We start from the raw sequence: 16,116 nt of genomic DNA, 5'->3' as shown, positions 1-16,116 counted from the left end.
TTAAACCGAAATAGATACAGAGATATTTCGTGGGGAAGATGTGAGAAGAGACATTAAGAACATAGTTCTTATATTTTTATTCATTGGCTTTAATTCTATTGTCTTGGCAAGTGAGTTTGAGTGGACACAAGAGAGATTAAGCGTCGCTTACTCAAAGTTAAGTATTTCTCAACGTAAAGACTTACATATTAATCTTTTAAATTCACTAGATCAGGAAGCTAGAAAAACTGATTATGAGCAAGAAAAAATCAACGTATATTTAACAGTTAATAAGCTCTATTTCTTAGAGAGTATACTCGATAGTGCATACGCTTCAATAGATGATCCGACAATTTATTGTCACTTCGGAGGCTGGATGACGACTATCAAAAATAGTAAATGCCAAGCTCCTTGGTCTCGCTCTGTTCGAAATAATGCAGAACTTGAAATCTTTGGCGAGAAATATCGTAACTCTTGTGGAGGGGCCAATCTCTTTCGATGTAACCCTTTAATTTTTGGGCCAGGAGATGATGGAAAAGGTATTTGTACCACAACAGATGACTCTGACCCAAGACTTTCAACGAGCTCTTGTATTGATGACTTTTTGGCCCAACCAAATAATTTAGAAGCTCATGTCGAATCACTAATTGATAATCCAGAAAAGCTTAGTCAATATCTGGCCACGACACTAGAAACGCTTCGCTCTTGTGAAGTACAGGACACTCCATTTGCATATTGCGATAGACTTTTTCAGATTTTAGAGACGACGTCTGAAGTCGTAGTACAATGTTCAAATCAAGATAATCTACTATCTTACTTACCAAAAATTATCACCCCATTTAATCAAGATGAATTAGATCGAATAACAAATGGATTAGGTGAGAAAGCAGTTCAATATGCTAAAGAATTAGAAGAGAAGCAAGAGGCCATACGATTACAGAATCGCAAAGTCTTAGAAGAGGCGATATCAAATGCAACTCAAGAGCCCCGTATGCGTGATACGATTACAAGAATTAGAAATAATGCATCTAAATGCTTACGAGAGCTTTGTAATAGAAGTGGCTTTTCTAATAGCAAACCAGCAAATAGATCAATAGCAAAGTGTGCAGCATATGTTAAGCATGCGATCTATCCATATCCTGGCGAAGAGGGTGAGCGTTATGCAAACTTCTCTGAATATCCATGGAGTCGTAATGCAGATGATGCTGTCGAAGGTGGGAATTGGCTTAGAAAACATGGGTTTGAAAATATTCTCGATTATCCTGAAATGTCTCACTTAACTCCTGAGACTGCTCCTCCTGGTGCGATTATCGTTTATGAAAAAATAAATTCAAATCGTAATACGACAGTCGATGGAGTCAGAAGAGGAGCACCTGGGCATATTGAAATTAAGGCATCTGAGAATGAATACATAAGTGACTTTATCAATGATGAACCAACTCGCGTCGGTGGCCTTAGAAGGCCGATTGCCATCTATTACCAGATACCGGATTCATATAAGGAACAACTGCAGGAGGTTCCACAATGATTTTAAAACGATATTTAAAATATATTCTTATCTCTTTTTCGTTGATCCTAATGTCATACCAGAGCTTTGGCTCGAATATGAAAGAGGCATATATAAAAGATCTCAAGGCGGTAAAAGAAATCAAGGGAAGTGGTGATAATAAACTTCTAACACTTATTCGAAAAAGTTCGGATGAATTAGTTGATGAATGGTCTCCTGAGCTGGCAAAAGAGCTTTGCCGTGTATACGACAAGCTTCTAAATGTTAATCAGAACTACTTTTTGTCTGAGTTAATTGACCCTGTTATGAAAAAGAGAAAGAAAGAATTTCTTCCAATCTTCAATAAAGTTGTATCTAAAAAGAATAGAGAGCTTCATAAGAAACTCGAAGAAATGGTTGAAAGAGAAACACGCGAAGGTAATGGATAGTTTTTATTTAAAAGATGGCCCTGTTTTATCAGGGCATTAAACTTACATGCTTCTATAAACTTCTTCAATTGCTTCTTCAATGCCTTCAAATTGTAGAGCTTCTCGTTCATCTCCACGATTTGGTACTCGCATAATTGAATCTACGATTTCTTGATCACTAAATCCTTCTTCAATTGCATCGCGGATTGTTTGATCACAAAGTGAGCTCAATTTATTTTCCTGAAGAGATCCTCTACAGTTAAATTTAAGGTCTGTTGCAATTGCCGCTTTTCTGATTGCAATGTCTAGATTTTTATCAAAATCTACCCCAAGTGCTGATGAAGTAAGTGATGTAATAATAGATAGTCCAATAATTAATGATTTCATTTATTCCCCCTAATTTCATTTGTTCTTTTTTACCACTAATCAATCTATCGAAGACTTTTATTGAATATTATTCTTTTATGTCTAAATAATAGACACTCCTATAAGAAGTGTTAGTTGAATTGATATGGATAGATCTTGCGTTAATATATTGGTGAAAACTATAAATTAAAGAAATGAGGAAAACTTTATGAAAGCAATTATCATCTTAAGCGTTATACTCTCAACATCACAAGCATTTGCATCTAATAGCTGTTTCTACAATATGTCAGAAGAAAAGGTCATGTCTCTTAAGAAGGCAAAACAAGACGCTTATACTCTAATCTACGACGCTTCAATGTGTTCTGATAGGACATTATTGACTCTAAAAGAAGAACTAATGAAGGCGTCAGAATCAAAGCTTTCATACTTAAAGGCCAGAGTAGAGGACTCTCAAAGCACTCTTCTGGGGGCATTTGGAAGCCTTGGACGTCATGCTGATATGAAACGCAAGTATGAGCACGACTTATCTAAAATTCAATCTGCTTTAAGTTTAGTACTTATTGAAATGAATAAGAGAAATCTCTAAATATATATTACAGGTGCTTTTTCTTTTACCTATTGTTAGAGAGTTAGTACCTGTATCTATTTGATTGATTTTCTATTAACTTCTTTTTTTGAAACCCCATGGGCAATGGCGACAGCCATCTTTACAGCACTTTCTCATTCTCTTTAAGCGGGCCTCTGTTGAGACTCTACCTCCTGTTACAGGATCTCTATAATAGTCTTCACCATTTCTTTGGGCCTCATCATGAAGGAGGCGATATTGTGCTCTCAGATTATTCTTTTTCTTCTTATTTCTGGACAAGTTAGTTCCTCTTAATATTTTGTCTTACGTCCACCAGTACCACTACCTAGAGCAAGGTCCTTTTTTGATACGGTTCCATCGCGTTTCATTTTCTCTATCGTCTCTAAATTCCCTCGATACATCTTTTCAATCTTTTGAATGGCCCATGGATTCTTTCTAATAAATTTTAAAATTTTATTGAACATCGGAGGTTCATCATTGAAGCTATTAATCTCAGTCATTTTATAGATATCTTTACAGCCAAAGAGGTTGATGACATCTGTTAACATCATCTTTAAAGTCACACCTTCTAAAGGGTCCTTCTTGCGATTACTTTGATCATTCATTTTTTTACCTGCTTTCATTTTGTTTAAAACTATCCTAACTCATTAAAGCGGTAAATAGTGTTTTTTCTTTACCTAAGGAAAGTGAAAAAGCAAAGGAGATCAAAGTAAAAAAAAGGCCAGTTAAACTGACCCCTTTTCTTTAGTATTAATGTTTAGCTTTTTCATAATTGTCTCCTTGTTAAATGATTCTTTAGAAGTCATTTTCTATATAAATTAGTCTATCGCTGGTGTGCGGACTAATTGTTGGAGAAGGGTAGAGTTCATGCAAAATAAATGTGAATTTTCTGTTTCCCGAGTGAAGGTGTAGAGTAAGTATTTAGAGGAGTCGACTTTCGATTTTAAACTGTAGTTCCAGGTGCTTTTTCTTTACGCAAGGTCAACGAAAAGTGACCTGGAGCTAAATATTGAAAAGGGGATTTGTTAATATTTTCTGCAAAAATGATACATCGGGGCTTATATGGAAAAAACAGGCTAGCTTTTGATGTTATTTTTTGTAAACCAGACCCTGAAATACTCTGTTTTGCTGACATATATTGCTATTCAGTACAGGGAGAACTTAAGAATTTAGATAATGAGTCTATTTTCAAAAGGCTTTTCGAATTAGGCATAAAATAAAGCACCTAAAACAATTATAAAGTAGTTGCTGTGCACAATAATTGACCAATTAATCTTAATTTCTGATAATAGTTTAAATATTCTTAGGGGGAAAAATGAAAACTATTTTAGTATTACTCATGGCCACTGCAATATATGCATGTCCACAATTTGAATCTCAATATCACTGCGAGAATAACTTTGCCGACTTTAATGTAAACATTGAGGAAGTTATCGTTGACGGTACTCATGCATTCGATGTTCACTTCTCATTTTATACTGATCGAGTTTTCACTGATGGACTAAAGAGAGAATTTTTAACGAATAACTATGTTAATGCTTACACTATGGGAAGTTGTTCTCAGGATACTCTTAGTGAGGTCTTCGCTGGAAAATATAAGAATAAGTATTTTATTGAGATCGTAAGAGATTATATAAAAACTGAAGACGGACTTAAAATTGTAGTTACAAATCTTAAAGATAATGAGCTTGTATCAGAAAAAAAGTTTCACTGTCTAACAGTAAAGTAAAAGCGTCAAAAAGCGCTACTAAACACAAACATAAAAAGTTCCAGATGCTTTTCTTAATACAAGATCAACGGAAAGTGACCTAGAGCCATATATTAAAGCGAAATTGTTTTTTGGGAAGTTAGTTAAGAATGTTGGCAAGTTTGCATGGGAGTCGCTCTCGGCCATCCATGGCCTCCGCGACATACCTACATCCTGTAGGCAACCGCCAAGAGCAATTAGATCGCTTACTAATATCCATAAAAACAAAAAAGCCCACTCGTTGAGTGGGCTTTTTTATTTTGGTGGACCTTAGCGGGATCGAACCGCTGACCTCTTCGCTGCCAGCGAAGCGCTCTCCCAGCTGAGCTAAAGGCCCTCAATTGAGATATTTTCAAGAAGAATAATAGCCAAACCGTGAGGGCTTGGCAATATTATAATTCTGGAAGATCTCCATTTTGATCAAGTTCTCGAGCAAGTTCGGCCTTCTTTACACTTACGGCCTCTTCGTAGTTACGATAGAAGCACTGTGACTCATAGGCTTCATTTCTAGTTGAGAAGCGCTCGCTTCCATTGACTAGGTAGGGAATACCACCGCTGTCATCAAGAATCTCAGCACATCTCTTTGCTAAGAATTTTGCTCTTAGTCCCATGCCTTTTTTCTTAAGCATTGGGTAGTAGATAGCACAGGAATGGAGAGTGTCACGATAGCTATCGTGTCTTTTTCCCTTCTTAAGAACTTTCTTTGCATTCTTATTTAGGATCTTAATAATCGACTTTCCAAAAACTTTCTCAAAGCTTTCTCTTGCCGTATTCATGAGAGGAATATTACTTGCTCCAACATTATCTCCTCTTAGTAGATTTTGTTGAATTCCGCGATAGATTGGGATTAAAAAAGTATATTTCGAATAATTTAAGCTATCCTCATATGTTAGCTGTGGGCTTTCTGCATATGGAAGTCCATAGAGGAAGTATTCTTCAACTGCACGGATGTAGTTGTAGAAAGTCGCATCGATTGTCTCAACTGAAAGAACATCACCATCTGATAAATTATTTGCTAAATAAGTATAAGCTGCTTGTGATAGGTCCTTAAAGCTATTGCACTGGCAATTTGGAGCGTCGATATCACAGTCTTCTGGTGTCAGACTTGGAACATTGACAACAACCTTCTCAAAATTAACAAGGGCCTTAAGTGCTTTTAAAGCGTTTCTCATGCGAACTGAAAATAGGGCAGTTGCTTGTGGCCTCGTTCCCGTTTTTGTTAAATCCTCTTCAAAGATTTCGATTACTTCTGAGATTGAATAATCTTTCTTATTATCTCGCCAATTATCTTCTGCTTCGATGATTTTATATAATCTTTCAACGTTAACTGAATTTCTAAGCTTCTCTGAAAGTCTTTCTTTGTCGGCTGCAAGATCAGCTAGAGCTGGTTTAATTACTTCTTGAATATACTGTGTACGATCTTCATTTCGAGCAATTTGGTTTTCCTGGCAATCACTATTCTGATTTACCCAGTACTTACCGTCTTGGAATTCACGACAATAGACATTTAACTTTGTATTTACATTAGCAAACCAGGTTAAAGTTTGTGACCACGTTCCCCAAGTTTTTATATTTTGATATTCATCATTCCACTCTTCGATTTGATATGGATCAGGCTGCTGCAGTCTAAGCTTTGCTTGCTCCTTTTGAAGAGTTGCAATGGTTACAATTGTATCCTGTTGATTTGCAGTTTCATAAATATCTCTTAATTCACTCAGAATTCTTTGGATACGAGGGTAGTGCTTTCTTAAATCTTTAATTCTTTGAAAGTCTTTGTCTGGAGTATCTAGCCTTTGAATGTAGTCATATAACCACTTAGCTTCTTCTCTTGTTGCATTCTTACGACGTAGGTTACAAGTCATGGCATTGATATTCTTATATGCACACTTATAAGATACGTAGTAATTTCTATCATTATATAAGTCTTCTAACGCTTGATAAGCATCACTTCCTTTATAACTTACGTAAGAGACAAGACTATCAACCATATTGGCAAGTCCTGTAGAAGCTGCAGAAGTAAATAGGGAAGAGCCTGGGTATAGAGCACCGGCAACTTGTCCCATTAACATAACTGCAGGGCGAAGCATTTTTGGACCTAAGTCATCATCACATTCTGGCGCATCTCTTAGGTCATCTAAGATTGTTGTGGCCATTGTGAGACTATCAACAACGCCATTTTCTTTACGATAATCTGAATCGAGGATCTCATTTCTTCTTCTTTGTAGAGAGAGAATCTCAGCATCATATTCACCGTTATAATTACTATTTGCCACCAGTTGATAAACCTCACTGGCAATCGTCTCTAAGTTTGAATCGATAATAGAAACTTCATTGGCATTACCCTTATATTGCTCACTTAGTGAAGAAAGGAAGGCCTTTGAGTTTGCATAGATTGATTGGCAACGATAGCGCTCATCTTTGATGTCTTTAATTGCTATTGTTAGGGAGTCAACAACTTCAAGGACAGCTTGATCGCTTACAAATTCACATGAATTCGCTAGTCGACCACTAAAGAGAATTGAACGGTTAAAGTCTGCTTGTGTAAAAGTGGCCACCATCGTGATGGCCATTATTTTAAAAAGAATTTTCGTCATTAAAAACCTAATTGTGTGTGTTGTGTTTCTTGTGTGTTTTATATTTCGTTATTTATAGACGACGACGGTCTTGTAGACTAGGTCCACTTATACATTTTCTTAAAGCATTTACTACTTCATTTTGATCATTACATGCGAAGTGTCCATCACATTCATTTTCAAAGCAGGCAACATTAAATGTTCCTACACATTGTGACATAACTCTTCTGATGTCTTCTTGGCTATCAAAGTCTCTTCTGTTTAATCTTGAAAGCGCACTGTTAAGACATGAATTTTGTACTAACCAAAGTTGTGAATTTAAGCTTGTTACTTCATTAAGGTCATTTCGATCGTAGCGACTTAAATTTGCCATTACTGTTGCTTGAACATTTCCTGTTACGTATTGGCAAGAACGAGCAATTGCATAAAGCTCATTGTGATCATTTTGATCAAAACGTGAAAGAAGTCTCATTGAATTGTTAATACAACCTAAGTCCAGTTGTCTTGTACACGCATCGTAAATTCTTCTTAGTTCATAATTAGATGAACATTCTCTTTCGTTACCTGAACACAATTTTTCAACACATGCAGATTGTGTATAGTTCGGTATTTGTGGTGCTCTAAATTGTGCCATTGTGCTTGTTAGATAAACAATGGCCACTAGCAATATAACTGCTCTAAACATAATAAACCCCTCCCTAATATTTCCCATTTTTATATAATTTAAGGAAAATTCTGCAAAGGAATTTATTTTTCAAAGTGCGTAAGTGACTGGAATTTCGTTAAGCGTTATAAAATTTATTCAGACGAGACTTCATATGGGGATAGATTTTGATGGCCTGCTCATACCACTCCTGAATACTCTCTTCTTTACGATTCATATCGACAGAGCGCTTGATGATAATCTCAAATAATTCTTCTGATTTGAAACCACTATTTAATGTATCGATGGCCATCTTTAAAGACTGGGAAGCAGTAGAGTCTTTATCTGCTACGAGGGCATCCATTAGTGGAGCATTCTCATACTTTGGAAATTTTTCTTTTTGCTTAACTTGCACGAATTTAGTGGTCTTATTATCTGGTGTTTGAGTCAGGATAATAATCATTTTTTCTAAAATAGCAGGCTTTGTTGCGCAAATGATTGAAGCTTCCTCAATTAGCTTTAATGCCTTTAAGTATTTCTTATTTTTTTGTAAGTCTTGAATAGATGATTTATCAAATTCAATTTTTTCAAGTTCACATCGAGCATAGATGACAATGGCCGCAGAAATGGCATCTTTGATCTCATCTGAAGGCTCATTTACTTTCTTATAAGCATCATAATAATTTAAAATTAATTCATGCTTACCAGCTGCAACTGCAACCATCGATAAGTCTTTCAACATATCTGGTGAAATAGGGTAGTCCGCATGCAGTTTAAGTGAATACTGCAAGGCCATATAGTAATTTTTCTGATGTTTATAAGTTTTAAAAAATAGCTTTAGAGTATTAAAGTCTTTTGGGTTTATTGTATAAGACTTCTCAAGTGCTTTAAGGGACTCTTCAAAATTCTTATCTTTGAAATGACAAAGTCCTTCCAGATAATATGTTTCATATGGCCCTTTTGATAACTCTCTGGCCTTCTCTACAATCTCAAAAACTTTTGCATGATCTTTTCCTACTTGTTCATAAGCGGCATTGATAAGTTTTCGATAATCACTTGGAGATGATTTCATCTCGTATAACTTATCCATTAAGGCTTTTATACTATCTACAGTGAATGGGATCGGTAGAACGAGATCCACTTGTTGTTGAGCAATTTTTGAAATCGCATCAATGGAATCATTTTGAGTCAGTAGAATGAAGCTGTTGTTGATTCGATTTGGCTGAAGCTTTAAGTGCTTCTTTAAAACGTCGTTATAGCGACCTTGATCAAGTACTTCGTAGCTAAAAACAAGATTGGGCTCAAAAGAGTCGAGCTCTTTTAGGGCATCATGAAAAGTCTTAGCAAAACGTACATTCTTACGTTCAATACCAAGTGACTTGAATGCATTCTCGTATGCAACACGGGCATTACCGAGAGACTCAACCACTAAGACTTCTAAGTCTTTAAAGAATGTTTGTTTTCTTGGATCTTCGTTACTCATCGACTGGTACTTTCCTAAATTTATCTAATAAATTATTTGTCTTCTCTAATCGATTCAAAATTACATTTTCAATCTTCTCGTGCATCTCCTTACTCTCTTCCAGAACTTTAAAAGTTACGTGGTTCTGCTCGTCGTTATATGCACCAATATCCATGACTTCACTTGTTAGCTTTATGGCCTGCTCATGCATTGTTAAATCGGCTGAATTGGCCTTTGTTACAAGTGAATTTTGGACAATATATAATTCAATCCTATGCCCTAAGGCACAGCTATTTTTCGGTAATAAAGCCGTTAGTTTTTGCGGAGACACAAGCATAACAAGATGACACTTATTTATCTCAAGCACACTAGTGTGACTGGTAAGGTTCTTAATTACTAAAATGAACCTGTTGCTTTTTTGGCTTGCAATTTTAAACACTTGCTTTTCCATCTCTAAAGACTATCTTAAGGAAGGATTTTATGCAAAATGACGTATTTTACCCAGTTATTTAGGATAGTTAAGCCTAATTTTCGGCAATTATAGGAGGCGATCGGTTTTTTTTATTGACGTAATAAATCCTAGGTACTTAAAATTACTATATTACATATTTTTCTACTAAAACAACTAAACAAGAGGTTTAAAATGGCTAAAAAGAAAAAAGCAGCAACTAAGAAGAAAGCAGCTCCAAAGAAAAAAGCAGCTAAGAAATCAACTAAGAAAAAGGAAATGCTACTAGTTGGTTCAAAAACTAAAGAAGCACTAAAGGGTAAAGGATACAACGTATCTTCAGACGCTCTTGAAGCAATGAACGAGTACGTATACTGGCTAGTTGATCAAGCTCAAAAGAGATGTACAGCTAACGGTAGAAAGACAATTCGTCCATACGATATCCTAGGATAATCAAACGAATTCATTTCGTTAGAAATAAAGAAGCCTCGCTATGCGAGGCTTTCTTGTTTCTCTTGACCTGTTTCCATGTCTTTTATTTTTAAAATTCTTTGTTCTTTTTCCTGATCCCCATAGAAGATTACATTCTTAACCCCACGCTTGTTGGCGTAAGTCATCTGCTTCTTCATCTTGGCCGAAGTAGGGTAGATCTCAATTGAATGGCCTTGTGCTCTAAAATTGCGAGCAATTTGGAGGTATTCTTTTTGGTCGTCATCACTCATATTGATGATCATAAAATCTACGCTTGCGCTGATATCTTCAAAGAGTCCACGATCAAGCATGACATCATAAATTCTTTCAGCTCCAAATGAGATTCCAACACCTGAGAGCTTCTCTTTTTGACCAAACATACTCGTTAGATCGTCATAGCGTCCACCGCCACCGATACTTCCCATTGAACCATCAACAAGTTTTACTTCAAAAATGCAACCTGTGTAGTAATCAAGTCCTCTTGCTAGAGTCGGATCAAAGACAAGGTTTTCAATTCCTAGCTCACGCACATTTGAGAGAACAAATTCAAGTTCTTCAAGGCCAAGTTTTCCAACTTCGTCTTCTCCTAGAAATTCTTTGATTGTTGAAAGCTTCTCATCAGAGCTTCCTTCTAAGGTAAGAAGTGTTGAGAGTCTTGCTACTTGCTCTTCACTAAAGTCACGTTTTAAAAGTTCTTCTCCAACTTTCTCAGCTCCAATCTTATCGAGCTTATCAATGGCAATTGTCATATCAGTAAGCTTATCGCTGACGCCGAGAACACTAGCAATACCTTGAAGGATCTTTCTGTTATTGATGACGATTTCAACACCATCAAGCTCTAGGTCGTTAAAAACATCGTGATAGACTTCAACTAGGGAAACTTCACTTAGAAGTGATTCTGTTCCGATAATATCTCCATCACATTGATAGAATTCGCGATAACGGCCTTTTTGAGGACGATCCGCACGCCAAACTGGCTGAATTTGATAGCGTTTAAATGGGAGGGCCAGTTCATTTAAATTGGCACATACATAGCGAGCAAATGGGATGGTCAGGTCATAGCGCAGACCGCGATCACACATCTTTGCTGAAATTGCCCCAAGATTTTTCTCTTCTAAATCTTCTGGTTTTACCTTCTTTAGAAAGTCTCCTGAGTTTAGGACGCGAAAAAGAAGCTTATCTCCTTCTTCTCCATATTTACCAGTGAGGACGTTCAGGTTCTCAACGGCAGGTGTCTCTAGCGGCATAAAGCCATGTGATTGAAACCTTTTTTTAATTGTATCAAATATATAATTTCGTCTTGATGATTCAAGTGGACCAAAGTCACGTGTCCCTTTTGCATTTTGTGGCCTAATCGTCGCCATTTAATTACCCCTTCGAAATAAATATATTTGTTTATACCCTTATTTTTAGCACTTTTAAAGCAATAGGCCTTTAAAAATCGCAACTTATTTGCCATAATTTCCTTATGAGACACAATACAACATTTTTCCTATTTTCATTTTTACTCTTTCTCTGTTCATGTGCAGGCCTTAAGCCTTTACCAAAGCTTGGAACTTATGACGTTGAACAACGTATAGCCTACCCAGGTAAGGTGAATAAGATTATTTTAGACCTGCCAAGTCTCGGGGAAGAATTTCATATTCTCTGTGGAGATAAGAGGCTATCTCACGAAATTAAAAATGGAAAAATAACGGCATTCTATGCTCCGAGATATTGGTACTTTGAAACAAAAGATGGTGAGAAAACAGATGCGCCAAGTAATGTTCATTGCTACTTAAAGTCTAAGGTCTACGGAAGTGAAGTTCAGTATCACTTTACGACATTTAATATAAGGCCATTTGATTATAAGAAATCTTATATCAAGGTGGCAAAGAAGCACGTTGATCTTTCTCCTGAGGCGGTTGAGCGCTGGAAAAGAGAAGTGAAACTTCAAAGTGAAGCTTATGCAAGTGCTGTTACAGATCGTTCATTAACAGACAAAGAATTTATTCGCCCGCTAAATAGTAAGATCACTGCTGTTTATGGTAATCGTCGTGTATTTAACGATAAGAAAAATAGCTGGCATTCTGGTACGGATATGCGAGCAAGAAGGCCAACGCCAATCAAAGCATCAAACGATGGGAAAGTAATCCTTGTTGAAGATCTCTTCTTTAATGGAAAGGCTGTCTTTATTGATCACGGTGCTGGTGTCATCACAATGTATTGCCACTTGTCAGAATTTAAAGTTAAAACTGGCGATACAGTTAAACGTGGTCAAATTATAGCTTTAAGTGGTAATACTGGACGCTCGAGTGCTCCACATCTTCATTGGGGAGTGAGAGTGCAAGGTAATTGGGTCGATGGCCTACAATTTTTAAAAGAGCAAAAGAAGCAGTTGAATCCACAGGCATATAAAATGCCTAGTGAAAAAGAAGGAATGAATTAATGGCCTTAACGATAGTAGTTATTGTTCTTCAAATTGTAATTATTGGATTCCTCTTTTTAATTTTTAAAAAAGAGCAAGTTGTTAACTTTGACGAAGTTAATAATTTAATTCGTTCTCAAAAGAATGAAATGACGGATACTTTATTCAAAAATAATAATCAGCTAGCAGAAAACTTCTCTAATCTAAGAGAACTTGTTGCTGAAAGATTGATGGAGACAAAAGGTGCTCTAAATAAGGATCTCTTCACTTTTAAAGATCAGCTTGGAAAAGATCTTGAGGCGAAGTTTGATAAAACGAATAAGTCAATCCAAGATAAACTGCAAAATATTGATAATAAAGTTCAAGAAAACCTCAACGAGAATTTCAAGAAGACTAATGAAACCTTTACTGGAATTATTGCTCGTCTTGCTAAAATTGATGAGGCCCAAAAGAAAATCGAATCACTTTCGACAAATGTTGTAAGCCTTCAAGAAGTTCTAACTGATAAAAAATCACGTGGGATCTTTGGTGAGGTTCAGCTAACTTCACTTTTAAAGTCAGTATTTGGTGAGGGTGATAAGTATTATAAGCTTCAGTACAAATTAAGTAATGACAAGCTCGTGGATGCAATGGTTGATCTTCCTGATCCAATTGGAAAGCTTTGTGTGGATTCAAAGTTTCCATTAGAAAACTTCAAAAGAATGTTTGAAGGATCATTGGAAGAGAAGGCGAGTGCACGTAAAGAATTCGTACGAAATGTAAAAAAACATATCGATGATATTTCAAGTAAATATATTATTAAGGGTGAGACTGCTGAGCAGGCCGTTCTCTTTCTTCCGGCCGAGGCCATCTTTGCTGAAATTCACGCATATCATGAAGATATTATTTCTTATTCTCAAAAGCATAATGTTTGGATCGCATCACCGACAACTTTTATGGCAACTTTAACAACTGTTCAAAGTGTTATGATGAATATGGAGCGTTCAAAGTATATGTCTATTCTTCACGAAGAAATCAATAAATTAGGTAAAGACTTTAATCTCTATGAGAAGAGATGGACTGATCTAACAAAGCATCTTGCAACAGTTACTAAAGACGTTAATAATATCAATATAACTACAGGTAAAATCTCTAAGAGATTCCAAAAAATTATGGAAGTAGAGATTGATAAGGCACAGTTGGCCAACGTGGCAGAAGTTGAATTTACTAGTCAGGAACCGTCAAATGACTTATAATAGTCTTTGATTCTTATAAAATTTTATCTATCGAAGGAATATATATGAGTTTAGAAGTATTTGTTGCATTGTGTTTAGTAGGGTTTTGGGCACTTTTACCAGCATCTCTAGCGATCGCATGTAAAGACTTTGATGATGCGATGATGGATGATCACCACTAAGAAACAGGTTAACTTTTTCCATGTTTCAATAACTTAAGTGAGCTCCTATAATAAATTAAACACTTATTATAGGAGTCTCATAAATGGCAAAAAATCGCCGACGCCTCAAGCAAATCTGGATTAACCCAGAATTTCAAAAACACTTTCTCGTTAAATTTGGATTTTTAAATCTTATCTCGTGTGGACTTTTTGTTGCCACAATTTTGTCGTTTCTTGTAAATGTCAGAGAGATGGCAGAGGAGAGTGGCTTCTTTCAAAGTGCTGCCTTTCAAGGCTTTTGGGATGTTCAAGTTCAAATCATAAGCTTTTCTCTTCTTATTGCAGTCTTAGTTTCTTTCTTTCTATTTCTATATTTAGGTTTAACAATGTCCCACAAGATTGCGGGCCCTTTATATCGTTTAAACAATCACTTTAAAAAACTAGCTAAGTCTGAAGAGGATGAAGAACATTTTCTAGAGAAAGTAACATTTCGAAAAGGAGATTACTTCAGAGAGATCGAGGATTCTTTTAATGATTTAGTCGATAAGCAGAACTCATATCATGAGTAATGCCAAGAAAAGTTCTCATGTATTTTTAGTAAGATACGTTGGGACCAAATTGAGTTGAAGTAAAATCAGTAAGTTGTAAGTAGTTAAAAAACCTATGTTAATCTAAAGAAAATTACTTGCAAATAAGGGGATCTCAGAAGTGTTAGTACTAATATTTTTAACAATCTTTAGTAGTCATCAAGTCTTTGCTCAAGGAATTTCTGTCATTCCAAATAACACGGCCCTTGGAGTTAGGTTAAACCAAGTGGGAAATGTTATTAAGAAGAACTCGTGTGATCAATTTCGCTCAAAACATTTAAATATTACGCTAACTCCTACTTGTTATGGTGCAAACCTGAGACATGCTAAGAGTACGATTGATCCTCGTGGTGGTGATATTAGAATGAATGTGAAGTTATCAAATGGTGGACAACACTTTGAGAGTAATACGGTCTTCTCTCCTCAGGTAACTTGGCCAAATACATATGGGCAATCATGTACGTGGAATGCTGAATCAAATGATGTTAATTGTTTAATAAAAAGTGGAAACTCTTCACGTGATGTTAAATATAAATGTGCTTACAAAAGGGCAAAGTTCTTTTTAAACGATGCTCTTGATTGTCATCGTCAAGGAGACCCTCTAGCTCAAGCAGCTCTCAATTCAAATATTAAATGTAAATTCTTCTATAATTGGAAGGGAACTGGCTACGCTGCCAAGTCTTCATATACGAAAAAGCCTGGGCTTGCCAATTGTGGTATCCGAGGTAAGGAAGCAATGGATGTTTCAACTGAAATTGTATCAGGTGCACAGGAAGAAACTGAAAGTGAAATTCATGAAGGTGAAGTCAATGTTTCAATTGCGCAATTAAGTATTCCAAAAAGAGTTGGAGCACGTGACCTAAGTAGCGGCCGTGTAATTTTCTCTGGCTCTTCTAGTGATGTGCGTGTGGAATTCTTTCAACATAATGAAAAAGAAGATAAGTGGGTTAAGCTCGACTATAAAGGAAGTATTGGCCTTAATGATTTTGAGGATTGCCTAAATGTAAAAGCGGCGTTTCTTGGAAGAAATCAATTCTGTGGCTCTTATTATTCACCACTAATGTTATTCTTCGATGCGAATCTCCCTGACTTCTTAGGAAGAAGTTCATTTCCACTAATAAATGATGTACCAGTCGTAAACTGGGTAGAGCCTAATTCGAAAGGTTATTTCCTTGCCATTGATCGAAACGGTGATGGAAAAATTAATAGTGCCCTTGAGTTATTCGGTGATCAAAATACATATGAAAATGGCTTTAGAGCTTTAGCTAAGTATGATTCTAATAATGACGGTGTAATCGATATTAATGACGAAGTATATTCAAATTTAATTCTATGGAATGATCTCAATGGTAACGGGATCAGTGAAAGTTCTGAAATGACGACATTACCAAAGAAAGGTGTTACTTCAATAAACTTAGAATATAAAAGAGGACATATCGCTTTTGAAGGGCGAGCAGAGGCCAGAGAGAAGTCGACTTTTACGACTGAAGATGGACGCATTGGAAGCGTTTACGATATTTGGTTTTCTCCAGCAATATAGTAATTGAATTGATTAAAA

17 protein-coding genes and 1 tRNA gene are annotated in these 16,116 nt (G+C 36.1%); 9 read left to right on the top strand and 9 right to left on the bottom strand.

Features of this window, described 5'->3' with window-relative positions:
* The first annotated feature begins 40 nt into the window (after window positions 1-40).
* Both BALOs_RS10320 and BALOs_RS10315 read left to right on the top strand, forming a co-directional pair.
* Entirely contained in the window at window positions 41-1,507 is a 1,467-nt protein-coding gene (locus BALOs_RS10320; protein ID WP_120405121.1) for a hypothetical protein, read from the top strand.
* A complete protein-coding gene (locus tag BALOs_RS10315) occupies window positions 1,504-1,914 on the top strand; it encodes a hypothetical protein (RefSeq protein ID WP_120405120.1) in 411 nt (136 codons plus the stop codon). Before BALOs_RS10320 ends, BALOs_RS10315 begins: the two co-directional genes overlap by 4 nt.
* A 42-nt stretch (window positions 1,915-1,956) precedes the next feature.
* Here BALOs_RS10315 and BALOs_RS10310 read toward each other — a convergent pair whose 3' ends face one another.
* Entirely contained in the window at window positions 1,957-2,280 is a 324-nt protein-coding gene (locus BALOs_RS10310) for a hypothetical protein (RefSeq protein ID WP_114705130.1), read from the bottom strand.
* A 187-nt stretch (window positions 2,281-2,467) separates the two neighbouring features.
* Here BALOs_RS10310 and BALOs_RS10305 point away from each other — a divergent pair, with 187 nt between their 5' ends.
* Window positions 2,468-2,845, top strand: coding sequence for a hypothetical protein (locus tag BALOs_RS10305; protein ID WP_120405119.1), 378 nt, complete (start codon window positions 2,468-2,470; stop codon window positions 2,843-2,845).
* Between the two features lie 75 nt (window positions 2,846-2,920).
* Here BALOs_RS10305 and BALOs_RS10300 read toward each other — a convergent pair whose 3' ends face one another.
* Entirely contained in the window at window positions 2,921-3,124 is a 204-nt protein-coding gene (locus tag BALOs_RS10300) for a DUF5522 domain-containing protein (RefSeq protein ID WP_114705128.1), read from the bottom strand.
* An 11-nt stretch (window positions 3,125-3,135) separates the two neighbouring features.
* Complete coding sequence (locus tag BALOs_RS10295) at window positions 3,136-3,468, bottom strand: VF530 family DNA-binding protein (protein WP_120405118.1); 333 nt, start codon at window positions 3,466-3,468, stop codon at window positions 3,136-3,138.
* 692 nt (window positions 3,469-4,160) lie between these two features.
* On the opposite strand from BALOs_RS10295, the gene BALOs_RS10285 reads away from it, so the two are divergent.
* Window positions 4,161-4,574 (top strand): hypothetical protein, encoded by a 414-nt coding sequence (locus tag BALOs_RS10285; protein ID WP_120405117.1) that lies wholly within the window; start codon window positions 4,161-4,163, stop codon window positions 4,572-4,574.
* 279 nt (window positions 4,575-4,853) lie between these two features.
* On the opposite strand, the gene BALOs_RS10280 is transcribed toward BALOs_RS10285, so the two are convergent.
* The 5 genes from BALOs_RS10280 to BALOs_RS10260 form a co-directional block, all read right to left on the bottom strand.
* A tRNA-Ala gene (locus BALOs_RS10280) sits at window positions 4,854-4,929 on the bottom strand.
* Between the two features lie 55 nt (window positions 4,930-4,984).
* Entirely contained in the window at window positions 4,985-7,186 is a 2,202-nt protein-coding gene (locus tag BALOs_RS10275) for a hypothetical protein (RefSeq protein ID WP_120405116.1), read from the bottom strand.
* Between the two features lie 52 nt (window positions 7,187-7,238).
* Window positions 7,239-7,850 carry a hypothetical protein gene (locus BALOs_RS10270; RefSeq protein WP_120405115.1) on the bottom strand — a complete coding sequence of 204 codons (612 nt, stop codon included), beginning with the start codon at window positions 7,848-7,850 and terminating at the stop codon, window positions 7,239-7,241.
* Between the two features lie 97 nt (window positions 7,851-7,947).
* The gene (locus tag BALOs_RS10265; protein ID WP_120405114.1) at window positions 7,948-9,291 is read right to left on the bottom strand and encodes a tetratricopeptide repeat protein; all 1,344 of its coding nucleotides are present in this window, start codon (window positions 9,289-9,291) and stop codon (window positions 7,948-7,950) included.
* A complete protein-coding gene (locus BALOs_RS10260) occupies window positions 9,284-9,637 on the bottom strand; it encodes a hypothetical protein (protein ID WP_162929648.1) in 354 nt (117 codons plus the stop codon). Before BALOs_RS10260 ends, BALOs_RS10265 begins: the two co-directional genes overlap by 8 nt.
* Window positions 9,638-9,913: 276 nt before the next feature.
* Between BALOs_RS10260 and BALOs_RS15350 the strand changes: the two genes are divergently transcribed.
* Entirely contained in the window at window positions 9,914-10,171 is a 258-nt protein-coding gene (locus BALOs_RS15350) for a hypothetical protein (RefSeq protein ID WP_199506668.1), read from the top strand.
* A 38-nt stretch (window positions 10,172-10,209) separates the two neighbouring features.
* Here the strand turns inward: BALOs_RS15350 and hisS are convergent, their stop codons facing one another.
* Window positions 10,210-11,553, bottom strand: coding sequence for a histidine--tRNA ligase (gene hisS, locus BALOs_RS10250; protein WP_120405112.1), 1,344 nt, complete (start codon window positions 11,551-11,553; stop codon window positions 10,210-10,212).
* A gap of 104 nt (window positions 11,554-11,657) precedes the next feature.
* Between hisS and BALOs_RS15500 the strand changes: the two genes are divergently transcribed.
* From BALOs_RS15500 to BALOs_RS10230, 4 genes are all read left to right on the top strand, one after another.
* On the top strand, window positions 11,658-12,617 hold the full coding sequence (locus tag BALOs_RS15500; protein WP_115363656.1) for a M23 family metallopeptidase: 960 nt from the start codon (window positions 11,658-11,660) through the stop codon (window positions 12,615-12,617).
* Window positions 12,617-13,831 carry a DNA recombination protein RmuC gene (locus tag BALOs_RS10240; protein ID WP_115363654.1) on the top strand — a complete coding sequence of 405 codons (1,215 nt, stop codon included), beginning with the start codon at window positions 12,617-12,619 and terminating at the stop codon, window positions 13,829-13,831. Before BALOs_RS15500 ends, BALOs_RS10240 begins: the two co-directional genes overlap by 1 nt.
* A 244-nt stretch (window positions 13,832-14,075) precedes the next feature.
* The gene (locus BALOs_RS10235; RefSeq protein WP_120405111.1) at window positions 14,076-14,540 is read left to right on the top strand and encodes a hypothetical protein; all 465 of its coding nucleotides are present in this window, start codon (window positions 14,076-14,078) and stop codon (window positions 14,538-14,540) included.
* A 139-nt stretch (window positions 14,541-14,679) separates the two neighbouring features.
* A complete protein-coding gene (locus tag BALOs_RS10230) occupies window positions 14,680-16,098 on the top strand; it encodes a hypothetical protein (protein WP_120405110.1) in 1,419 nt (472 codons plus the stop codon).
* The last annotated feature ends 18 nt before the right edge of the window (window positions 16,099-16,116 follow it).

It is taken from the genome of Halobacteriovorax sp. BALOs_7, from assembly GCF_003612895.1.
Lineage (GTDB): Bacteria > Bdellovibrionota > Bacteriovoracia > Bacteriovoracales > Bacteriovoracaceae > Halobacteriovorax_A > Halobacteriovorax_A vibrionivorans.
Note: the sequence above shows the minus strand (reverse complement) of the source record. Positions and strands in the feature narration are given on the sequence as shown.